Origin of the sequence: Amphibacillus cookii (assembly GCF_016908375.1) — a bacterium.
GTDB classification, from domain to species: domain Bacteria; phylum Bacillota; class Bacilli; order Bacillales; family Amphibacillaceae; genus Amphibacillus_C; species Amphibacillus_C cookii.
Map to the genome: position 1 here is coordinate 36,335 of NZ_JAFBDS010000012.1, position 22,556 is coordinate 58,890.

A 22,556-nucleotide genomic window follows, 5' to 3' on the forward strand; every position below is an offset into this window, starting at 1 on the left:
GCGATCATTTCCTTATCATATAAAACGAACCTTCAATCAGTGGGGCTTTCATTCTTTTCCCACAGCTTGATCGTTGAGTGAATCAGGCCATTAGCGTCCGTTAGCTCCCGCGAATAGACGCGCTCTGTTCTCTATTTTGAGAGGGGTTTTACGGACGATTATCTGTAATGAACTTTAAATGGCGTCATATTAAATAAAATAGCTATCATAAGTACTATTCATGATTGGCCACAGATGACGACCATGCCGGGCACACAAAATAAGCAAGAAGATCTATAGATCTCCTTGCTTTATTGCTAACTATAGCATAATAATAAAACGTGCACCACCCATTGGTGAATGTTCAACGGTAATGATACCATTGGAGCGTTGAACAATTGCTCTTGAAATCGCAAGTCCTAAACCGGTTTCTCCGCCCTTCCCTTTAATAAAACGTTCAAATAGGTGCGGCATTAACGCGTCTTCAATCCCAGCCCCATCATCATCAATAGTAATTGAAATGCGTCCAGACTGTTGAGTTACTTCAATATAGACTTGTGACTTCGCGTGCCTGATCGCATTGGTTACAATATTCATCATCGCTTGTAGCATTTTTTCTTTGTCAACATGAATGGTCATATCATCGATCACTTTATGATACAGTGCAATTTGTTGATCTGTTGCTAAGGGTAAAGCCCTATCGACGGTGGCTTGAATCAATTCACTTATATAAAGCGGGCTCTCTTGATAAACATTCTCATCACTATCAAGCTTTGCTAATAAGATCATCTCATTAATTATTTTTTTCAAACGAGCGATTTCTGCAACCATCACTTCAAGGCCACGTTCAGATTCTTCACCTTGAAAAACCCCATCTTTAATGCCTTCAGCATATCCTTGTATGGTCATTAATGGTGTTTTCAATTCATGACTTGCATTTTGGAAAAATTGTTGTTGTGATTTCATATAGCGTTGTAGTTCCGTAGCCATATCAATCACACTTTCTTCTACTTCTTTAATTTCACCCGTTGCTTTAATTCTTTCAATATCATCAAAATGGCGCTTCTCTATTTTCTTCAATTGATATCTCAATTGCGTGAGTGGTGTAACCAGTCGATGTGTCAGATAATGCGTAAGCAAAATGATGATCAGAATACCAACAAGAAAAACAATCATTAGCCGATTAAAGAACGTTTGCTGAATTTCTTGTATGTCATCCAGGGGAGTAATTAAAACAAGATCCCGTTCTAACAAGTCCGGGTACATCGGTAAAATGGAAACAACATAGTTGGTATGACCATCGATCCATAAAGGTTGTTCCCTTCTTGTCAGATCATAATGTTCAACCCACTGTTCTATCACACCGATGTCAAGCGAAGTAGAGTAGAGCATCACTTGATCCATTGAACGATCATAGACAAATAAATGAAGTTCTTCATCACTCAGCCAATTGGAAAAATTACGTGGTGATACTTCACTAAAAAGAAATTGCGTTAATATCTCCCCTTTTTCCTGCAACTGATCTTGTTCATTTTGAATTAATACATTTAATAACAACGAATGAATCGTTACGGCAACAATAGACATGGTAATAACCAGTAATGTAGTAAAAGCTAGCGTTAGTTGTGTTTGCAGTCTCATTGCTCATCCTCGTTTTCACAACTCAATCGGTAACCATAACCCCAAACGGTTTCAATGGGTAAACCATCAATTTTTTTGCGCAAACGTTTGACAAGGTCATCAACCGCACGGTCACTGCCAAAATAGTCATCACCCCAAATGAGTGATAACAATTCTTCACGAGAAAAAGCACGATTTTGATTTTGAATAAGGTTGGATAAGAGTTCATATTCTTTAGCTGTCACTTCTATCTCCTTACCATACCAAAACACACGTCTATCTGTTGCTCGAACAACAAGCTCTCCAGTTCTATATTCTGTTGATTCTAGGTTATCTGATTTTTCTTGCACTGCTGATGTTCTCTTAAATAAACGTTTGACACGAGCAACGAGTTCTCGAGGACTAAACGGTTTGGTTAAATAGTCATCACTACCCAATTCGAGACCTAATATTTTATCAACTTCTTCATCTTTAGCTGAAATAATCACAATTGGCACTTCACTTTGTTGGCGAATTTTCTTACATAGTTCATAGCCGTCCATACCCGGTAGCATAATATCGAGAATCCACATGTCCGGTTGCTGCTCGCGAGTCATTTCCCAAGCATCCTCTGCATTATCTACCATTGATACCTTGTAGCCATCTTTTTTCAAGTAAGCCGAAACAATGTCTCTTATGTTCGGGTCATCTTCGACAATAAATATATGATAGGGCATCTTTCCAGCCTCCTTTATCTAGCTTTATTTTCCCACACTTATACCCAATCTGACCAGTTAAATATCTTCCATACTTTTTTCACAATTATACCGAATTATTGCCAAATGTGCTCGCTATACTATATAGTGTAGCAGAAATTTAGACAATATTTTATCAAAAGGAAGGAGTGGAAAGCATGAGTGAATTCCATGATCAACATCAACTAAATGATGAAAAGCAGTCAATATCTAACGATCAACCATCACAGGTGATCGATAATCAAATCCATTCAAATACAGAAGTTAATCAAGAGGATAAGAAAACAAAGCCGAACGCTTGGATGATTTGGCTTAGCGGGATTACAGGTGGGCTAACCGTTGCGATCATCGGTTTTCTCTTATTATTTACTGGGCTCATTCCCTTAAATATAACTGAGCAAAGCGAAGACCTTGTTAGTCAAGAAGCCACTTCGCAAAATGTCATTCAAACGTCGACAGGAGATGATGGGGTTTCATCAGAAGTATTAAGTAATGTAGCGGGGGCAGTCGTTGGCATTGCCAATGTTCAATCGCTTGATTTATGGTCAGATAATGCGGAGTCAGGTTCAGGCTCAGGTGTTGTCTATAAAATCGAAGATGATCGTGCCTATATCGTGACCAATCATCATGTTATCGATGGAGCCAATGAAATAGAAGTTATTCTATCAGACGATGAACGTGTGCCCGCAGAGTTACATGGTTCAGATGAGCTAACAGACTTAGCGGTTCTATCCATTGATGCCGAGCATGTAGACACTGTCGCGACTTTTGGCACCTCTTCAGATTTAGTCGTTGGTGAAACAGCCATTGCTATTGGAAATCCATTAGGGACTGATTTCGCCGGAACGGTGACAAAAGGAATTATCAGTGGCTTAGACCGTTCACTTGATGTTGACTTGAATAATGACGGTACCGCTGATTGGACCGTTGATGTTATTCAAACGGATGCAGCGATTAACCCCGGAAACAGTGGCGGCGCATTAGTCAATGGTGCTGGTGAAGTGATCGGCATTAACTCAATGAAAATCGCACTAAGTACTGTAGAAGGGATTGGATTCGCCATTCCAATAGATGAAGCTCAACCCGTCATTGAACAACTTGAAACAAATGGTTCGATAACGCGCCCATTTATGGGTATTAGTGCCATTGACTTTTCAAGTGTGCCACAACAGCATATTCAACAAACATTGAATTTAGATCCGAGTGAAATTGAAAGTGGGATTGTCATTGCCGAAGTTCATCCCGGATCTGCAGCTGACCAAGCCGGACTCGATGTTTATGATGTTGTCACTGCCATAGACGGTGAAGCTATTGACGATATGATGGACTTAAGACAGTATTTGTACTCGGAAACAGAAGTTGGCGATACGATAACGATTACTTACTATCGTAACGGCGTAGCGGAAGAAACAACGGTTACTTTACAAGGCGAATAAACAAAACCACCATCAGTGGGAGGGTTCATCTTTTCCCACCGATGGTTAGTTGAGTGTATCAGGACATTAGCATCCGTTATTACGCCTCTAAATAGTTTTACCTCTGGCCTCTATTTTGAGTTAGGTGTTTTACGAATGGTTATCTGTGATAAACGATTCATTCATAAAAGATCCCCCCATTGTCTTTTATGAATTTAATATAAATCCGCTCATCGTATCATGATGAGCGGACTTAACTTTTAATCAATAAATGATCTCTTCTTTACTTCACATGTCAATTAAGATTTTTCGACTTTTCAAATAACATATCAACATGCATAATACCATCTTCTAAATAATGATCAGAAATCTGTTTAAATCCAAACGATTGATAAAAGTTCAGCAAATAAACTTGTGCATGAATTTTAATTTGATGCTCTTTCCAATCTTCAGTAATGATCTTTATTGCTTGATCGACTAGCTTACGACCATACCCTTGTGCTCGATAAGCTGGATCAACCATAATTCGACCAATTGAAGCAGTGCTGTAAAGAACGCCTCTAGGAATTAAACGCGCATAAGCCACCACTTTGTCATCTTCTTTTACAAATAGATGAACACATGCTTGATCAATCCCATCTACTTCTGGATAAGCACAATTTTGCTCAACAACAAAAACAGCCACTCGCCTTTGCAAAATATGATAAAGTTCACCCAAATCTAATTGCTCAAATGTTTTAACCATCCAATGCATTTAAGCTCGCCTCCAATAACATATCAACATGCCAGATATCATAGTCAAGATAAGGTTTTGATATAACGCGAAAACCAAAGGAACGGTATAGCTTTTCCAAATAGGCTTCAGCTTGAATTTTAATCACCGGCTCTCCCATGTTAACTAATAAATGCCGCAAACCTTTTTCTAACATCGTTTTTCCATAACCGCTGCCTCTTTCTGTCGCTTTTACGATCACACGACCAAAAGAAGCCTCTGGATAAAAATGCCCACTCGGAATTAATCGCATATAAGCGACAATTTGACTATCCTTCTTTAAAAATAAATGATCGGACATTTGATCATAATTATCAAAATCTTGGTAGTGACAGTTTTGTTCAACGATAAAAGTATCTGAACGTAATTTCGCTATTTCATACCACTCATTATTGCTTAATTCATTAAAGCCTTTAAGCACCCAGTTTAACTTTAACAACGAATCACCCCTTGTTTTCTCTATATAGTAAACAAGCACAATAAAATGTATGCTTGTCCTCTTATTTGCGATTAAATGAACTAACAATCAGTGGGGTTTTCGTTCTTCTCCTACTGATTGTTAGTTGAATAAATCAGGACATTAGCTCCCTAAATAGATGACTCTATCTGCTCTATTTTAAGGCGGACCGTTTTACGGACGGTTAACTGTGATAAAATGATCATAACAAATTTGAAAGGATTGTGGTATGGAAATGACTAGAATTGGCTTGATTGGAACAGGTGTAATGGGAAAGGGTATCGGTTTAAATCTTATCCGCGCAGGTCATGAACTCCATCTTTATACACGTACAAAGGAGAAAGCTAAAACGTTAATAGAGCAAGGTGCCACTTGGCATGATCGGATCGCAACCGTTGCGGAAAATTGTCAAGTGATCCTAACCATTGTTGGCTATCCAAGTGATGTAGAAGACATTTATTTCGGTTCGACAGGCATTATTGCAAATGCAAAACCAGGCAGCCTTCTAATTGATATGACCACTTCAAAACCTGCACTTGCAGAAAAGATTGCTGAAGAAGCGCAACATAAGCAATTAACCACTTTGGATGCACCCGTATCAGGCGGGGACATCGGCGCACAAAACGGAACGCTTTCTATTATGGTCGGCGGAGATCAAACTGGTTTTGAACATGCGCGACCTCTATTTGAAATCATCGGGGAGAATATTATCCATCAAGGACCAGCTGGAGCTGGACAGCATACGAAGATGTGTAATCAAATAACCATCGCTTCTAATATGATTGGCGTTTCAGAAGCAATGGCTTATGCGAGAAAAGCGGGACTAAATCCAGATCAAGTATTAAAGAGCATTACCTCAGGTGCAGCGGGAAGTTGGTCGCTCTCTCATTTAGCACCAAGAATGATTAATGAAGATTTCAGCCCCGGATTTTATGTCAAACACTTTATTAAGGATATGTGTATCGCCCTTGAAACTGCTGAAGAAATGGGGCTTTCTACTCCTGGACTACAACTCGCCTATCAACTTTATCAACAATTGGCAGAAGCGGGCGAGCAAGACAGTGGAACACAAGCCTTAATCAAACTTTTCAACTAAGGTTCGTCCATGTTTGTCATTTGTTGATCAATCGCTATATAAAAAGCCTATCACGAATGCAGATGGTCCAAAGGCATTCAGTCCTGATAGGCTTTTTAAATTATGTCAAACATTATTGTTTTCGAAGATTGTTTTGATACTGAGCAACCACCCATGCCAGATCATCATTACCATATACCTGCAAAACCTCGATTAACAGGGACGTATCAATCTGATCTGATTGCTCCAAGGTTACCGTATGATCCATACTTTCAGCCAACTTGTCTAATCCCTTTTGATGCGGATATGCTTGTTGATAAACGACATACGGATCTAGTTGATGGTTAATGCACCATTGCGCAAATAGGAGAATCATCTGATCTTCTCCTGCTTGATATTGCTCGATAATATATTGCTCACGTTCTTTCTCATTCATAATAAATCACCTCATCTGTCAAAAATATAATGCCTACTACAAGAAATTGCAAATCTCATGAGCTAAAACCTTCAATTTAATCAACTAAAAGGTTGAAAAAGTAACTTGAATTACTTATAATTAGAGATTGCAAGAGACTCATGATTACCCCTACATCCGTATCTTGCAAATACGATAAATAGGTGGTTAGAAAAATGGAAAAATATCAAGTATTATTGTACTACAACTATGTCAACATTGATGACCCGGAGAGCTACGCTGAAGAGCATAAAACATTTTGTGACTCCTTAGGACTTAAAGGACGCATCCTTGTCGCTAAAGAAGGGATCAACGGAACGGTCTCAGGAACGATTAATGCCACACAGGCCTATATGGATGCGATGCATGCTGATTCTCGCTTTAGTGATATGCCCTTTAAAATTGACGAAGCAGATGGGCACGCTTTTAAAAAGATGAAAGTTAAGCCTCGATCGGAACTTGTCACACTTCGGTTAGGTGAAGAAGATATTAATCCTCGTGAAGTGACTGGAAATTATCTAGAACCTAAAGCCTTTTACCAAGCGATGAAAGATGATAATACGATTGTGATCGATGCACGTAATGACTACGAATATGACCTGGGACATTTTCGTGGTGCGATTCGCCCAGAAATTCGTACATTTCGTGAATTGCCACAGTGGATTAAAGAACACAAAGAAAAATTTAAAGACAAACAAATCTTAACTTATTGTACTGGCGGGATTCGCTGCGAGAAATTCTCTGGCTGGTTGCTTGAACAAGGCTTTGAAAATGTCAACCAACTTCATGGCGGCATTGCGACTTACGCGAAAGATCCAGAAACCAAAGGTCAGCTTTGGGATGGGAAAATGTATGTTTTCGATGAACGTATTAGTGTCCCGATTAATCAAGTTGAACACGTCATTGTTGGTAAAGACTATTTTGATGGTACACCATGTGAACGTTATATCAATTGTGGTAATCCTGAATGCAACAAGCAAATTATTTGTTCAGAAGAAAACGAGCATAAATATTTAGGGGGTTGTACTCATGAATGTCGTACACATCCACGTAATCGATATATTGATCAAAATCAATTATCGAACGATGAAATTGAAGCTCGTTTAAATGCAATCACTAAAGAAGAACAAGCCATCTAAAAGTTAAAATCAAATGAAAAGCAAATGCTCCATTTTATTTGAATGGAGCATTTGTTCTATTATACTAGTGTAACGAGTAGAGGAAGGATGCCCCCCATATAACAGTCGTTACATCGCATCCAACAGTAGCTCTGCATTTTCATAGGCACGGACTCAGCATTATAGAAAGTAGTCCGTTAGACATTGTCACACGAATTAACGAGTTTATTCTAACATTTCCCCTGTGTCCATCTTCACCTTGGAAATCTTTAATTCATATTAGACCTACAGGATCAGCAAGGTATTATCAAACATTCATCAATTGTCGCTCTTTATTTTAAAGAAGTCTGCGCGTTTTGCTTACGCTTTGTTCAAGTTGTTCGATTCTCACTACTCCTGTTTAATTATAACACGGTCTATGTCCAATTCCTTCTAACAATTCCCATTATAGATGTAGCATATTTGCAACGACCACGTACTATCTTTTGACATTGTTAATAAGGCTTGCTATCTTTGGATTAAGGAGGGGAGTTCCATGACCATTTATGATTTTACGATCTCAACCATGAACGGAGATGAACAATCACTATCTGACTATCGTGGAAACGTATTATTAATTGTCAATACGGCTACGAAGTGTGGTTTGAAAAATCAATTTAACGGTTTACAGCAACTTTATGATGATTTCAAAGATCAAGGATTTATGGTGTTAGGTTTTCCATGCAACCAATTTTTAAATCAAGAACCTGGAAATAATCAACAAATCGAACAAACTTGTCAACTCAACTTCGGTGTTAATTTCCCAATATTCAGTAAGATCAATGTAAATGGAAAGAACGCTCATCCTCTTTATCAATACTTAACCACACAAACATCGGGGGTGTTAGGTGGCGCAATCAAATGGAATTTCACTAAATTTCTCATTGATCGTAATGGTGACGTTGTTAAACGATTTGCTCCTACCACAGAACCGGCAGAGATGGTTGAAGATATACAAGCTTTGTTTTAAAGCTCTCATGACTAAAGACATAAGATTCTTGGGAAGAGAGTCTACTTGATTGATCATGGTATAAACTACAAACAGCGGTTTCTTTGTATCTTTTAAAATTTCAGGAGGAATTTTTATCAACAATTTATTAAAACAGTTGCATGTACCTTTAAGATTTGAACAAGCTGATAATGCTTTTTGGCAAGATCCTTATATTTCTAAACAATTATTAGAAGCTCATTTAAGTTCTAATACTGAAGGCGCTAGTAGGAATTTTGCGTTTATTGATAAATCCATTGATTTCATTCAACAAATTGCTCCCCCAAAAGCTTATCAAAAGGTATTAGATTTAGGTTGTGGTCCGGGCCTTTATAGTGAGCGATTAGCCCAAAATGGTTATAAGGTAACAGGAATTGATTTCTCTGAAAACTCGATTCGTTATGCTAAAGAACAAGCAAAAAAACTAGCTTTTGATATTGAATATCGCTATGAGAATTATTTGCAATTAAATATTTCAAACATCTATGACTTAGCCCTATTAATATATTGTGATTATGGTGCTCTTGCGCCTGAAGATCGAAGTAAATTACTTTTAAACATTTGGAACAGTTTAAAGAATGGTGGACAGTTGTTATTAGATGTTTTCTCTCAGAAAAAATTTGATCAGTTCAAGGAGGAACAATATTGGAGTTTTAATGAAAATGGTGGTTTTTGGTCAAAGCATCCTTATGTAGCGATCGGTAGAAATCTTAAATATTCTGATCGATTAACATTAGAGCAAACAACAGTGGTTACCGATGATAAAATAGAAACCTACAACATTTGGCATCAATTTTTCACAAAGGAATTATTGATCGAAGAGGTAACTGCTGTAGGGTTTACTATAAAAGAAATTTACGATGATGTTTCTGGAAAAAACTATACCGAAGGCAATCAAACGATTGCTTTATTGATAGAAAAAAACGAATAAATTGAACCATTAATTAGGAGGCTAGCCATTAATGGACTAGCCGTCCTTTCACATCATCACAGCATGCAGTTCAGTAAATATAGCTTTACTTTTCTACATGTCACCATCTAGGGAATTCTAGTTCAATTTAGTCATTCATTTACTGTTCATGTTTAGTCCTTCGCCCTTAATCCCTCTCGAAAGTGGTCTTTACTACGACGGTATGCGTACCAATATCAGCGTTTTGCTTCCATTTCTCTTTCATTTCTTCTAGCCATCAATAATCAACCCCATGCTTATTTTGCATAGAAGTATCGATCTTACCTCGTCTAAAGTAAAATCTAGTTAAATGTTCTCTTGTTTTAAACCATCTATGATATTTTCCTTCTTAATTTTACCACTAGAATATAACATGGCAGCACTGACAATAATAAAGATCATTACGATTACAAACAGAATGCCCATCCATGGTAGCATAAAGCTGTATTCAAAGGTTTCTTGCATGGACCAGTAAATCAAGAACATCACACCAACACTGATTGGTAATCCATAAAGAAGAGCCTTTATTCCATAAAAAATACTTTCATAATTAATCATTTTGTTAAAGCCTTTTGGTGTCATACCAACGGACCTTAGCATCGCAAATTCACGTTTACGCAATGAAATACTCGTCGAAATCGTATTAAAAATATTCGCAACCGATATTAACGAAATCAAGGTGATGAAACCATAGATGAAGACGGATAACAATAAAATCAACTGTTGGTCTGCTTGTCTTCTTTGGTAAACATTGTAAACATGCACAGATGAATCTTTCACATCATCTATTGCCTCTTGCGTTGCCATTGGATCTGAACTGTTCATGTATAGGTAGTGATTACCATCCGTTTTTACGTCTTCCGTGATTAAATCATCAATCATTTTATCAGAAATAATCGCAATTAAATTACCTTGATACGGCAAATTTACGCCCATTGGAACGTGATCCGTTAATGCACCAATTTCTATTTCACCTAAAAACTGCTCTTCCTCTCTTTCATGATTATCGGGATATAGACTAAGCCGTTCTCCTGGATCAGTATAAATAGATTTTTCTTCAATGATCTTGCCTGACTCATTATAATGTATGCTCTTATCAATCACAATTGCTGTAGCATTCCCCTGAGCATTGGGATCAAAGTTAATCTCTTTTGCATAGGCTTGAAAACTCTCATCATCCAACGCGACTAAATTTAAACTGTAATTATATTTCCCATCTTGCAACGCATCTTGATCGCTCTCAACAGATTCTTTCAAACTCTGCGCAATGTCTGACTGATCAATCGATGTTGAAAAGTAATATTCTTCAATCGTACTAGATTCCGTCACATGACTCAGATTAGCAAACACGTCTACTTCTGATTCCAATATTTCATCACTACTGAATATTTGAATATCATAATTAAAATTAGCTTGCGTTAACTCCAATCCTTTCTCTAAACTAGAGGTGAAAAAGGTAACGGTTAAAAACAAAACAATGCTGATTACTAAGGAGAAAACAGTGGCTTGATATCTCCGTTTATTTCTTTTTAAGTTTTTTAAACCTATTTCCGCTTCAAGTCCAAATATCTTTCGAACCAGTTTCGACGTTTTTACTGTTTTCTTAGACAGCTTGACATCTTGTGTTTGCCTGATGGCATCGATCGCAGAAATCTTAGCTGCTTTTCGCGCTGGGAGATAGGTGGAAATAAATATGGTAACGATTGAAACACTACAAGCGACTAAAATGGAAACTGGTGTTACCACCACTTCAAGCCTCTGGGTCGTATTTAATACGTCTCCAATAAAGGTGTTAATAAAATGGAAAGTAATCGCCATCCCAACAAGACCAGCCGCAACTCCAGCAGGAATACTCATTGCGCCAATAACTGCCCCTTCAAAAAAGACCGAGTTTCGCTTCTGTTTTTTCGTCGCCCCTACACTCGAAAGCATTCCTAAATGTCGCGAACGTTCCGAAACACTAATAGCAAACGCAGTATATATGAGCGAAACAGCACCAACAATAATCACAGCCATAATAATGCCCACTAACGAGTACATAGTTGCTTGTAAACCATCATTACCAGTCACACCATAATATCGGAGTAATTCACTGTTATATCTGATATTTTCGTGTTCAATATTATGTTGGTCAGCAAAATTTTTGGCATGTTGATAAAGCGAACGATTGATCTTATTAAGTACAACCGAAGCATTAACCGTATCTGTTGGCGTCAATAGTTCCTCATCAAGATAGCTAATGACTGTATAACCGGGTGACCAGTATGGTTCCCATTCTGGTCGAGCAATCGTACCCACAATCTCGTATGTTTCTGTCTTTGTATTATCCAACTGCTCACTTACCTCATTATCTTCATTCCGTTTAAGTGAATCATCCTGTAACAATTCACGATCCTCTAGATCATAAGATCGTTTACCCACATCGATGGTTAATTGATCACCAATTTGATAAGTTACGTTAGCATTATCTGCAATAGCATCCGAGATAACAACCTCTTTTTCAGTTCTAGGTAGACGACCACTCGTTAATGCAATTGGAAATCGCTCCATGCCTTCTGTACTATATTCCTTAATAAACAGATAAGGCTTTTCGGGATTTTCTGAGTTCTCTAGCACCGCATAGCCACGATCATTGGAAATGATTAGATCTTTTGTTACATCATCCTTTTCAATTAGACTTAATTGTGCGGGATTGATATTGTGGTATTCAACATGCCATTCTCCATCCTTTGCGATGGTTTCCCTTTTCATCAAATCCAAAAATGAAACACCAATGGTCGCCACTGCCGTCAGCATCGCCACAGAAATAATTACACCGATAATGGTAACGAGCGTTCTTCGTTTATTCTCCTTTAAATGCCTGATCGTCAGTTTATTAATGATATTCACGACCGAATCACCTCATCTTTAGCGATCCTTCCATCTTCTATTGAAATCACCCGATCAGCTTGAGCAGCTATGCGCTCATCATGACTAATCACAATCAGCGTTTGATTGTATGTTTTATTAAATAGCTTTAATAACTCCATAATTTCACTGCTGTTCTTACTATCTAAGTTACCTGTCGGCTCATCAGCTAGCATCAGTGCGGGATTACTAATTAATGCTCTTCCAATCGACACCCGCTGTTGTTGTCCGCCAGAGAGTTGATTCGGCAAATGGGCTAAGCGATTCTCTAACCCCAAACGCGTGACAATTGAATCCAATTGTTTTCTTTCAACTTTATGTTGATCTAATAACATGGGTAGCGTAATATTTTCTTCAACAGATAAAATAGGGATAAGATTGTAAAATTGATAAATTAGCCCAATCTGACGTCGTCTGAAAATCGCTAATTTCGTCTCATTCAACTGATAAATATCAGTATGATCAACAAGAACACTACCACTTGTTGGTCGATCAACACCACCTAACAAGTGTAATAAGGTTGATTTTCCAGATCCAGACGGACCAATGATTACGATAAATTCACCTTTCTCAACTGAAAATGAAACATCATCCAGTGCTTTAACTGCCATTTCCCCTTTACCATAAACTTTAGATAGATTTTTTATTTCTAAAATACTCATTAAGTTACCTCCATAAATTGTTATTACCGCTATTATATCTATCTAAAGTGACGATAAGGTGACTGAACAAGTGACATTTTAGTCACTTTATAAAAAAAAAGAGTTCTCAAATGCAGTAGCAGACAAAAACGCTTGGATCATGTCCAAGCGTTTTTGTCTGCTCTTTGTCTGAAATCCCTGCCTGCATGTCATCATTTCTCCCGATCATTCCATTTGGGTTATGTATTCCGAGCTTCTCATAATATAGATATCATCATGTTCTTTTAATATGCGCTATACTAATTCCTTACCAATGCCTCTATTTTTTACGCTGACAATACTTCAAGGAACGGCAGATAAAACGCCAACGCTGATTGCTATTATAAATCCAACGACTTGATTCGTTTGATTATCTCATGCAATGGCCACTTTGCTGCTGTTTTTCAACAGTTTTAAATGTGTTTGTGGATTTGGATGATTAGGAAAATGATCGATCAAAAGTAAAGTAACAAAGCATGACCTCCATATATTTCTTGGGATATCACAATAGATATTCGACTTAACATCCCAAAATCCTTTGTGTCGAATGCATATCCCTATATGACTTGCTTATAAAATTTAATTTGAAATTGCGCGCCTTGCCCTGGTTGACTGATCACTTCGATCGCCCCACCTTGACTTTTAATAATACTGTACGCCATGGCTAAACCAATACCCACACTGTCCTCATTTGCATTTTTTCCTTTATAAAACCGTTTGAAAATATAAGGGATATCTTCTTTTGGAATACCATGACCATCATCTTCAATCGTTATCTCCGTGGATAATGCGTTTTCCGAAAAGTTGATTTTGATCGTCCCCTTATTCTTACTGTGTTCAACACCATTTTTTAAGATGTTTAGGATTGCTTCCGCTGTCCAATTCAAGTCCCCGAAAAAAGATACCGTCTCATCATCGCCTACCACGAGCGTTAGTTGTTTTATATCAATTGGAATCAAAACTGGGCCGACAGCTTTTCGAATTAAATCAAGTACCTTTACCTGCTCTTTTTTAAAGAGCACCGTACCAGCATCTATTTTTGAAAGTTTTAATAATGAGGACACTAACCACTCCATTCTTTCTAATTGCACACTAATGTTACGGGTGAATTCAATCCGTTTTTCTTCATTCAACTTTGAATCTCTCAACAAATCAGCCATTACCATCATTGATGTCAGTGGTGTTTTCAGTTGGTGTGAAATATCGGAAATAGCATGGGTTAGCTTGATTTTATCCTCGCGCAAAAGTACTCCCTGCTCAGAAAGCATCGTCGTCACTTTATAAATTTCATTCTTTAAAATACTAAGTTCGCCCTCTACATTATCACGCATATCAAGACTATGATCGCCATTCGTTATTCGCCGCAAATAATCGGATAGTCTTTCAATTTCTCGATACCGCCAGCTGGTAAATAACAGACTGCAACTCATTAACAAAAGAGCAGTTATTAAAACAAAGACTGTTGCTTCAAAAGATAAAAAGACTCGAGCTAGTCCTGTGGCAACCAAACTAACTAGACTAAAAATGATTAGGTAGTGTCTGATTTCTCGATTGCGTAACATATTAATCACCAACCTTATAGCCCATGCCACGAACCGTTCTAATCAATGTTGGACTTTGTGGATTCTCTTCTAACTTCTCTCGTAATCTTTTAACGTGTACCGTCAACGTATTATCATTAACAAAGTCCCCTGTCACATCCCAAATCCGCTCCAGTAGTTGGCTTCTCGTTAACACTTGTCCAATATGATTAGCAAAAATCAGTAATAATCGATATTCTAGCGCGGTCACGAAGACTTCCTCATCATTTTTATAAACTTTGCCGGCCAACGTGTTAATCCGAATATGATCAATCACAATGACTGTATTCATTTCACTCTGCGTGTTCGTTTGTGCATGGTAACGACGCAACACCGACTTAATCCGCGAAAGCAACTCCCGAACCCGAAACGGCTTCGTAATATAATCATCCGCTCCCATATCCAGACCCATCACTACATTCACTTCATCATCAAATGCCGTCAAAAAGATCACCGGCTTCTCACTTCGCTTCTTCACCAACGCACACAAATCATAACCACTACCATCTGGCAACGACAAATCAAATAAACAGAGATCGATCTCGGCCAACTGTTGTTCAATTACTTTTTTTGCTGACGCCACATCATGACAAAGCACTGTCTGGTATTCCTCCTGTTGCAACGAATACTCCAAACCCGAAGCAATCGTTCTATCATCCTCCACTAATAAGATCTTCACCCTATCACCCCTGATTAATTCCTTAATTGTCATTTTCTTTAATCCTATCATATGGATAGTGAGAGGATTCGCCAAAGATGAATGGCATTTTCAGCATGGTTTTGAGTCTTACCAATCAACACCATAGAACATTATCTTTATTAATTTCATGGAAAGAAAGTTAACGAATTCACCCCACCTTAAAAAATGTCCGTCTTAAGCTATCATCTCGAATAACTTCGAGTTGGATTAGCTACGATACTTTATTGCCAATCCCTTCAAGAAGTTCCTTGCGTATCGATCACCACATTCTTTATAATTTCGATGCCCTTCTTTTCGTAGAACTGCACTCAATTCACTGTTGGATAGATCAACGCCTGCTTCTGCTAAAAGAGCGAGAATCTCTTCACTTGTTAGTGAAAGTGCGATTTTGACTTTCTTCAGCATGACATTATTGACATTTCTCTCATTCAAATCATGTTTTTGAGGTTCTTTCTGTCTTGAATCCTGTTTTCCTCTTTTAAATGCAATAAAACCATTTAAAAATGCATTCAACATATTGTTGTCGCAATGCTCGAGATATTCACTTTCCGAAAATTGATCCGAATCCTTATGGTCACTTTGTTGTTTCGTCAACATTTTTTGTATGTCTTCTTTTCTTATTTCATAATCACCCAATCCAAAAATCTCAACCATTTCCATATCCTTTAGATCTACCGCATACCTTAGTCTCATTAATATATCGTTATTATTCATTGTTGTCCTCCAATATTACTGCACTTAATTATTAGTATAATGCTTTCACCTTGGTCGTGCATTAATTTTCCAAAATAGCTTTTTCTGTTATCCCATCACTTCAAATAATCCAAGCTACGCTTTGCATTTAGATAGGGCATCAAGGTGTATTCGGTAACATCTCTTCTTATTACATTATTTAACGTCAAGTTCATCGCATAGAAGCCGATTCATCTACTGCGAATATGTTCAGCGATTTAATAAAGACGGGTCTGGGACAAAAGAGTAACTAGATAAGAAAAATCCGAACATTAATGTCTCAATGTATATAGCGCTTCGGCAAAACACTTCGCTTTTACTCTCCCAAGCACAAGGGAGACATCTTGGTAAACGCAGTGTCTCCCTAGCCGTGCTGTTCCCACAGGATAAGGAAAGCCTCGTCGGTCATACATCGCACGAAGAAAATCGTTCTTTATTTTCGAGGAGTCTACGTGTTTTACCTACGCTTAGTTGAGAATGGTCGGATATTCAATTTCATTATTTAGTTATGTCACAGACTCGTCTTTATTTTAATCTTTATTTATATGACAGCTTCAATTTAATGTTTTAATTAAATTGGCCATTTCAATGGCTGAAACTGCTGCTTCTGCCCCTTTATTGCCTGCTTTCGTTCCCGCTCGTTCAATCGCTTGTTCAATCGTTTCTGTTGTTAACACACCGAAAATAACGGGTAAGCCAGAAGACATAGCCACTTGTGAAACCCCTTTTGCAGCTTCATTACACACATAATCAAAATGCGGTGTAGACCCTCTAATCACTGTTCCTAATGTGATCACCGCATCATATTGACCTGATTCAGCCATTTTTTTAGCGATTAGCGGTATTTCAAAAGCTCCAGGTACCCAAGCTACGCTAATATTTTGTTCTTGAACCCCATGACGTCGAAGCGTATCTTCCGCCCCACTTAATAATTTACTTGTAATAAATTCATTAAAACGTCCAACTACAATACCAACCTTTAAATCTGTACCGACTAAATTTCCTTCAATAAATTGTTTCATTATAAATTTCCCCCTAATCTTTAAATAAATGACCTAGTTTTGATTTTTTTGTAAACAAATAGTGTTTATTATCTTGATTGGCTTCAATTTGTATCGCTCGACGTTCAACGACTTCAATACCATAATCAGTCATACTACTCATTTTGCGTGGATTATTCGTTAATAAAATAATCTTTTCCGCACCGAGATTTCTAATGATTTGGGCACTGACTGCATAATCTCGCAAATCATCGGCAAAACCCAGTTGGTGGTTGGCTTCAACGGTATCATAGCCTTCCTCTTGAAGTTTATAAGCCTTTAATTTATTTATTAAGCCAATCCCTCTGCCTTCTTGGCGCATATAAACAAGAATCCCTTTTTCTGCGTCTTCAATCTCTAGTAAAGCTTTCTCCAATTGAGGACCGCAGTCACAACGATGTGAACCGAATACATCACCGGTCAAACATTCAGAGTGAATCCTTACGAGCGGAACATCACCTTTAGTGATCTCACCCTTTATTAATGCTAAATGTTCTTTTCCAGTGGCTGTTTCCGTAAAAGCAGCCAATTTAAATTGACCATATTCAGTAGGCAGTTTTACTTCAACCTCTTTATCAACCAATTGATCGTAACGTTTACGATATTGTATTAAATCTTGAATCGTAATAATTGGCATCTTCTCTTGTTGCGCCAATCGCTGTAGCGACGGTAACCTTGCCATCGTCCCATCTTCCTCCATAATTTCGCAAATCACACCTGCTGGATAAGAACCGACTAATCTCGCTAAATCGACTGCTGCTTCAGTATGACCTTGACGTGCAAGTACACCGAGCTCTTCTGCAATTAACGGAAAAACATGACCTGGTCGTTTGAAATCTGTGCCGGTTGATTTCGTATTAATTAATGCTTGAATCGTCTCAGAACGCTCATAAGCACTTATTCCAGTATGTGTACTCATATGATCCACACTAACCGTAAACGCGGTGCCGTGTGCGTCAGTATTACTTGCAACCATCTGTGCTAAGCCCAACCGATCGGCTGTTTGTTTAGTGATTGGGGTGCAAATCAACCCTTTTCCTTTTGTTGCCATATAATTAATCGCTTCAGGGGTTGCATGCTCTGCCAACATGACAAAGTCACCTTCATTTTCACGATCTTCATCATCTACTACAATGACGATCTCACCATTTTTCAACGCGGTCAGCGCCTCTTCAATTGTATGCATTTATCATCCCTCCTTAACTAAAAAAACCATAGCGCTGTAATTTTTCTTCTGTTAAATGAACGGGGTTCTTCGGTTCCTCACGTTTGCTCAATAACCGATCAATATATTTTGCCAACATATCAAATTCTAAATTAACATCATCACCCTGTTGCTTTTCACCTAAAATGGTTGCAGCTTGCGTTTCTGGAATTAACGAAATAATAAAACCGTTCTCGGTTAAATCAAATACAGTTAACGACGTTCCATCAACTGTGATAGAACCTTTTTCAACTAAGTAACGCATATCAACCGGACCAACAGTAATTAACATATATTTTGCGTTTGCCTCATACCAGATCCGTTCAATGATACCCACACGGTCAACATGCCCTGAAACAAAATGGCCACCAAAACGGCCATTAGCTGCCATTGCACGTTCCAAGTTGACAATTGAGCGAATGGTTAATCGACTCAACGCAGTATCACGAAAGGTTTCAGGCATGACATCAACGGTGAAACCATTTTTATCAAATTTAATGACCGTTAAGCATACCCCATTAACTGAAATGCTATCGCCAACCCTTACATCTGTTAGCACTTTATTTGCATGAATCGTCAGCTCCATACTTGCTCCCTGTTTAGTGATTGCTTGAATCGTTCCTTTTTCTTCAACAATTCCTGTAAACATCGTCTATTATGCCTCCTTTTTTAATCGGGCAATCATTTTAATATCTTGCCCAATTTGCGTAACCGATTCAAATTCTAACGCAATGGCATCAGCCATTTGTTCAGGTGAGTAACCACCGACAACATTAACTGCGTCTTGACCACCAAGTAATTTAGGCGCGATATACCAATGACACACTTGAAATGCTTTCGCTTTAATAAAACTTGCATGAACGGCGCTTCCACCTTCGACGTATAATGATTGAATACCGAGTGAGCCTAACACCTGTAATAATCGGCCAATTTCAATTGTCGGTTGTGCGATGTCAATCACTTTAACGTGCGGATATTTAGCTTGGAATCCTTCTACATCTGCATCGTGACCACAGACTATCCAAGTTGGTGCTTGTTCATTAAGAATATGTCGGTCTGCTGGAATTGATAAATCTGTTGATAAAATAATTCGAATGGGGTTTTTTCCGTTCTGGGGCTGACGAACGGTCAAGTGTGGGTTGTCGGCTTTTATCGTTTGACTCCCGACAAGAATCGCATCATGTTTAGCACGTTCATTATGCACATCTTCCCGTGCTTGCTTTGATGTAATCCATTGGCTATCGCCTGTTTTTGTTGCAATCTTACCATCTAGTGTCATCGCCGCTTTTAAGGTGACAAATGGTCGTTTGTTTTTTATATAATAAAAAAATCGTTCATTAATTTGATGCGCGCGTTGTTCATCGATTCCAACTTCAACTTCAATACCTGCATCTTTAAGCATGGCAATACCTTGACCAGCTACTTTAGGATTAGGATCGACAGTGGCAATATACACGCGTTTGACCTTTTTCTCAATTAATAACTTCGCACATGGTGGTGTTTGACCATAATGCGCACATGGTTCAAGTGTAACATACACATCAGCGCCTTCTGCATGGTCACCGGCTTGATGTAGTGCCAACACTTCAGCATGGCCTTCACCCGCTTTCAAGTGACTGCCCATTCCAACGATACGACCGTCTTTAACCACAACAGCTCCAACCGAAGGATTAGGACTTGTCTGTCCAATCGTACTTTCTGCTAAACGAAGCGCTAACGTCATATAATCATGTTTGTTCAATCGATAATCTCCTTTCTAAAAAAATTAAAAAGCCCCAGATGTGGACACCTGGGGCATGGTTCATGTTCATATGTTTACTAAATAAACGTACACAAATAAGCATACATTTTTTAATTCTTTTTCCCATCCAGACTTTAACTGTCGGTTTTGGAATTTCACCAAATCCACCTTCACGATATTTGCTTCGATCCAGGTCACGGACTTAAGGTAAAGCGGCTACCTCTTACCGTCGGTCGGGAATTACACCCTGCCCCAAAAGAATTATCCTATTCAATTGAGAGTATTTTAACACATTATCAGCCAAAATGCACATAAAATAAAATGAAACTTCAATCAGGAGACGGTCACCGACCTGAAAGTGACCCGATTGAATATCTAATTCGAGCTTTTCCTTAATCCTAATATACTGCGGCTTCATTTCGATCATCCTTTTTAGCTTTAACTTTTAATAGCATACCATCAAACGACTATTGCAGATGTTTAATGTATCGATCAAACCAAACATTTTTAAAATCTAACCAGCCTAATGTATTTATTTTAACATTTTTGAAATAGTTTGGGTAAATAGCGTATTGCTTTAAACGATAGAGATACATACCATACGATTCACGGCTAACTTCTCCTTCAATCGCATCCAGAAAAGCCAAAGCTTGGTGCGGTTTTTGTATTTTTAATAGACAGGCCTCGACCTGATCCTTAACTGACACTGGCAGATGATGAGCGAGAAGGCTTTGATGACCTAAAAAAGCTTTAAAATACGTCATCAATGGATGTTCATGAGCGGTTTGTTCACCTAATAACAGATCAAATTGAGTCAGATCCTGTTGAAAAAACGCTTGATAGTCAAAGACCTTTAACTGAACATCAATCCCCTCCTTGCTAAGCTGCTGACAAATCCATTCACCGTCCTGTTCATTGCCTGCGCCTTGATAACATGCGAGTGTTAATGGGTTCGTCTGACCATAACTCACTTCAATTGGCTTAGTGAATGACTCTGCTGCTAATTTTCCGAGTTGATCAGCCTCTAATTCCTTTCGCATCCGCGTTGCCGTGGCATAGCGATTGCCCCCTAATTGCTCAATCAACTCAGCTGGCTGCAGCACGGATCTTATTTTATGCCGTAGCCGTTTATCCTGAGCTAATTGGCCACGATGTCCGTTAAAGGTTAACAATTTACTCCCCTGATCAACGTGGGTGTATGCGTGAAATGCTGCTTCATCATATTGATAGGGATAGTGATAAAAGTTTATGTTTGCTAGCTGTGTTTCTATATCGATATCGGCGTTATCGTATAAAACCGGGAAAAAATAAAGCGTGATTTGATCGAGAAACGGGCGCGCATGGTAATAAGACTGATGGACCACCAGACTCAATTTCTCTCCTGAATTCTCACTTAGCTGATAGGGACCTGCACCAACAAGTTGCCCCTCATGACTTGTAGTGAAGATGGCACCAGCCAAGGTAGTCAGACATTCAAGTAAAAACGGCATCGGCTTATTAAAGCTTAGCTGGACAGTTAACTCATTAATTGATTTTGCTTCTTTTAACTCCTTCATAACCCAGTGATAGGGTGAAGTCACCTGTTGTTGATGAAGCTGGAAGCATTGGCATACTTCACGCGCGGTTACCTGTTCTTTATGATGAAAATAAAGTCCTTTTCTCAAGTAAAGCGTCCACTTTGTATACGATTGAGATGCTGTCCACGCATGAGCTAACCCGGCAATGACTGCTTCTGTTTCGTGATCAAACTGAACAAGGGTATCGTATAAATAGGACATAAAATGATTCTCGGTTCGCCGATCCACCTGCGCCGGATGAAGAATGGGAAGCGGGCGATAAGAAGGAAAGCGCAAATGATCTGCTCCCTCATGCTCAACGTCATTTAAAATAAAATCTAAAATCGTTTCTGTTGTAATCGTCATTTGATCATAAGCCGGGGACTGTTGTAAAAATGCAAGGGCGTGTTCGATTGTTTTTTCAGTAGCTAACCTTCTCGCTTCGGCTTTAACAACTTGATCAAGCGTACGCGTGAAGGTTATTCTCGATCGATTACCCCTTCCAACTCCTGGGTGCCAAATCAACCAACCATTTTCCTGCAATTTTTTTATGATATTTTTAACATGTCTTTCTGTACAGTGCAACTGTCTTGAAAGTTCTGGAATCGTAATCGTGAATGTATCCAGATCAGCGTCTCCCTTCAGCTTCCATATTAAGGAAAAGTATTCAATCATTTTCTCTACACCATCCTTTAATAAAACGAACCTTTAAGCAGTGGGCATTTTCGTTCTTCTCCCACTAATTGATCGTTGAGTGAATCCGGACATTAGCGGCCGTTAGTGCCCACCTTACTAGATTTACCTCTACTCTCTAGT

Annotated in this window: 20 protein-coding genes and 1 riboswitch; of the genes, 5 read left to right on the top strand and 15 right to left on the bottom strand. The window is 38.5% G+C overall.

Annotated features, from left to right (window positions below; all coding sequences use genetic code 11):
- Window positions 1-300 precede the first annotated feature (300 nt).
- The gene (locus JOE23_RS15755; protein WP_204439918.1) at window positions 301-1,620 is read right to left on the bottom strand and encodes a sensor histidine kinase; all 1,320 of its coding nucleotides are present in this window, start codon (window positions 1,618-1,620) and stop codon (window positions 301-303) included.
- Complete coding sequence (locus JOE23_RS15760; RefSeq protein ID WP_204439919.1) at window positions 1,617-2,315, bottom strand: response regulator transcription factor; 699 nt, start codon at window positions 2,313-2,315, stop codon at window positions 1,617-1,619. The genes JOE23_RS15755 and JOE23_RS15760 overlap by 4 nt, the downstream gene beginning before the upstream one ends.
- 176 nt (window positions 2,316-2,491) lie before the next feature.
- Between JOE23_RS15760 and JOE23_RS15765 the strand changes: the two genes are divergently transcribed.
- On the top strand, window positions 2,492-3,769 hold the full coding sequence (locus JOE23_RS15765; protein WP_204439920.1) for a S1C family serine protease: 1,278 nt from the start codon (window positions 2,492-2,494) through the stop codon (window positions 3,767-3,769).
- A gap of 274 nt (window positions 3,770-4,043) precedes the next feature.
- On the opposite strand, the gene JOE23_RS15770 is transcribed toward JOE23_RS15765, so the two are convergent.
- Together JOE23_RS15770 and JOE23_RS15775 are read right to left on the bottom strand one after the other, a co-directional pair.
- The gene (locus JOE23_RS15770; RefSeq protein WP_204439922.1) at window positions 4,044-4,502 is read right to left on the bottom strand and encodes a GNAT family N-acetyltransferase; all 459 of its coding nucleotides are present in this window, start codon (window positions 4,500-4,502) and stop codon (window positions 4,044-4,046) included.
- Window positions 4,486-4,959, bottom strand: a complete 474-nt coding sequence (locus JOE23_RS15775) for a GNAT family N-acetyltransferase (protein ID WP_204439923.1) — start codon at window positions 4,957-4,959, stop codon at window positions 4,486-4,488. Before JOE23_RS15775 ends, JOE23_RS15770 begins: the two co-directional genes overlap by 17 nt.
- A gap of 247 nt (window positions 4,960-5,206) precedes the next feature.
- Between JOE23_RS15775 and JOE23_RS15780 the strand changes: the two genes are divergently transcribed.
- The gene (locus tag JOE23_RS15780; RefSeq protein WP_204439924.1) at window positions 5,207-6,073 is read left to right on the top strand and encodes an NAD(P)-dependent oxidoreductase; all 867 of its coding nucleotides are present in this window, start codon (window positions 5,207-5,209) and stop codon (window positions 6,071-6,073) included.
- A 112-nt stretch (window positions 6,074-6,185) separates the two neighbouring features.
- On the opposite strand, the gene JOE23_RS15785 is transcribed toward JOE23_RS15780, so the two are convergent.
- The gene (locus JOE23_RS15785; RefSeq protein ID WP_204439925.1) at window positions 6,186-6,488 is read right to left on the bottom strand and encodes a hypothetical protein; all 303 of its coding nucleotides are present in this window, start codon (window positions 6,486-6,488) and stop codon (window positions 6,186-6,188) included.
- Between the two features lie 194 nt (window positions 6,489-6,682).
- Here JOE23_RS15785 and trhO point away from each other — a divergent pair, with 194 nt between their 5' ends.
- The 3 genes from trhO (at window position 6,683) to JOE23_RS15800 (ending at window position 9,582) form a co-directional block, all read left to right on the top strand.
- Window positions 6,683-7,645, top strand: a complete 963-nt coding sequence (gene trhO, locus JOE23_RS15790; RefSeq protein WP_204439927.1) for an oxygen-dependent tRNA uridine(34) hydroxylase TrhO — start codon at window positions 6,683-6,685, stop codon at window positions 7,643-7,645.
- Window positions 7,646-8,159: 514 nt separating this feature from the next.
- Window positions 8,160-8,633, top strand: coding sequence for a glutathione peroxidase (locus JOE23_RS15795; protein ID WP_204439928.1), 474 nt, complete (start codon window positions 8,160-8,162; stop codon window positions 8,631-8,633).
- A 136-nt stretch (window positions 8,634-8,769) separates the two neighbouring features.
- Complete coding sequence (locus JOE23_RS15800) at window positions 8,770-9,582, top strand: class I SAM-dependent methyltransferase (RefSeq protein ID WP_239585466.1); 813 nt, start codon at window positions 8,770-8,772, stop codon at window positions 9,580-9,582.
- A gap of 324 nt (window positions 9,583-9,906) precedes the next feature.
- Here JOE23_RS15800 and JOE23_RS15805 read toward each other — a convergent pair whose 3' ends face one another.
- The 10 genes from JOE23_RS15805 to JOE23_RS15850 all read right to left on the bottom strand — a co-directional run bounded on the left by JOE23_RS15805 (window position 9,907) and on the right by JOE23_RS15850 (window position 22,415).
- A complete protein-coding gene (locus JOE23_RS15805) occupies window positions 9,907-12,489 on the bottom strand; it encodes an FtsX-like permease family protein (RefSeq protein WP_204439929.1) in 2,583 nt (860 codons plus the stop codon).
- Complete coding sequence (locus JOE23_RS15810) at window positions 12,486-13,169, bottom strand: ABC transporter ATP-binding protein (protein ID WP_204439931.1); 684 nt, start codon at window positions 13,167-13,169, stop codon at window positions 12,486-12,488. Before JOE23_RS15810 ends, JOE23_RS15805 begins: the two co-directional genes overlap by 4 nt.
- A 575-nt stretch (window positions 13,170-13,744) precedes the next feature.
- Complete coding sequence (locus tag JOE23_RS15815; protein ID WP_204439934.1) at window positions 13,745-14,749, bottom strand: sensor histidine kinase; 1,005 nt, start codon at window positions 14,747-14,749, stop codon at window positions 13,745-13,747.
- Between the two features lies 1 nt (window position 14,750).
- On the bottom strand, window positions 14,751-15,446 hold the full coding sequence (locus JOE23_RS15820; RefSeq protein ID WP_204439936.1) for a winged helix-turn-helix domain-containing protein: 696 nt from the start codon (window positions 15,444-15,446) through the stop codon (window positions 14,751-14,753).
- Between the two features lie 228 nt (window positions 15,447-15,674).
- Window positions 15,675-16,181: a YehS family protein gene (locus JOE23_RS15825; RefSeq protein ID WP_204439938.1), complete on the bottom strand. Its 507-nt coding sequence runs from the start codon at window positions 16,179-16,181 to the stop codon at window positions 15,675-15,677.
- 572 nt (window positions 16,182-16,753) lie between these two features.
- The gene (ribH, locus tag JOE23_RS15830) at window positions 16,754-17,221 is read right to left on the bottom strand and encodes a 6,7-dimethyl-8-ribityllumazine synthase (RefSeq protein WP_204439940.1); all 468 of its coding nucleotides are present in this window, start codon (window positions 17,219-17,221) and stop codon (window positions 16,754-16,756) included.
- A gap of 13 nt (window positions 17,222-17,234) precedes the next feature.
- Window positions 17,235-18,425, bottom strand: coding sequence for a bifunctional 3,4-dihydroxy-2-butanone-4-phosphate synthase/GTP cyclohydrolase II (locus tag JOE23_RS15835; protein WP_204439942.1), 1,191 nt, complete (start codon window positions 18,423-18,425; stop codon window positions 17,235-17,237).
- A 13-nt stretch (window positions 18,426-18,438) separates the two neighbouring features.
- Window positions 18,439-19,092, bottom strand: a complete 654-nt coding sequence (ribE, locus tag JOE23_RS15840) for a riboflavin synthase (RefSeq protein ID WP_204439944.1) — start codon at window positions 19,090-19,092, stop codon at window positions 18,439-18,441.
- Between the two features lie 6 nt (window positions 19,093-19,098).
- Window positions 19,099-20,184 carry a bifunctional diaminohydroxyphosphoribosylaminopyrimidine deaminase/5-amino-6-(5-phosphoribosylamino)uracil reductase RibD gene (gene ribD / locus JOE23_RS15845; protein ID WP_204439946.1) on the bottom strand — a complete coding sequence of 362 codons (1,086 nt, stop codon included), beginning with the start codon at window positions 20,182-20,184 and terminating at the stop codon, window positions 19,099-19,101.
- 111 nt (window positions 20,185-20,295) lie between these two features.
- A riboswitch (FMN riboswitch) is annotated at window positions 20,296-20,448 on the bottom strand.
- Window positions 20,449-20,651: 203 nt separating this feature from the next.
- Complete coding sequence (locus JOE23_RS15850) at window positions 20,652-22,415, bottom strand: ABC transporter substrate-binding protein (protein ID WP_204439948.1); 1,764 nt, start codon at window positions 22,413-22,415, stop codon at window positions 20,652-20,654.
- Window positions 22,416-22,556 lie beyond the last annotated feature (141 nt).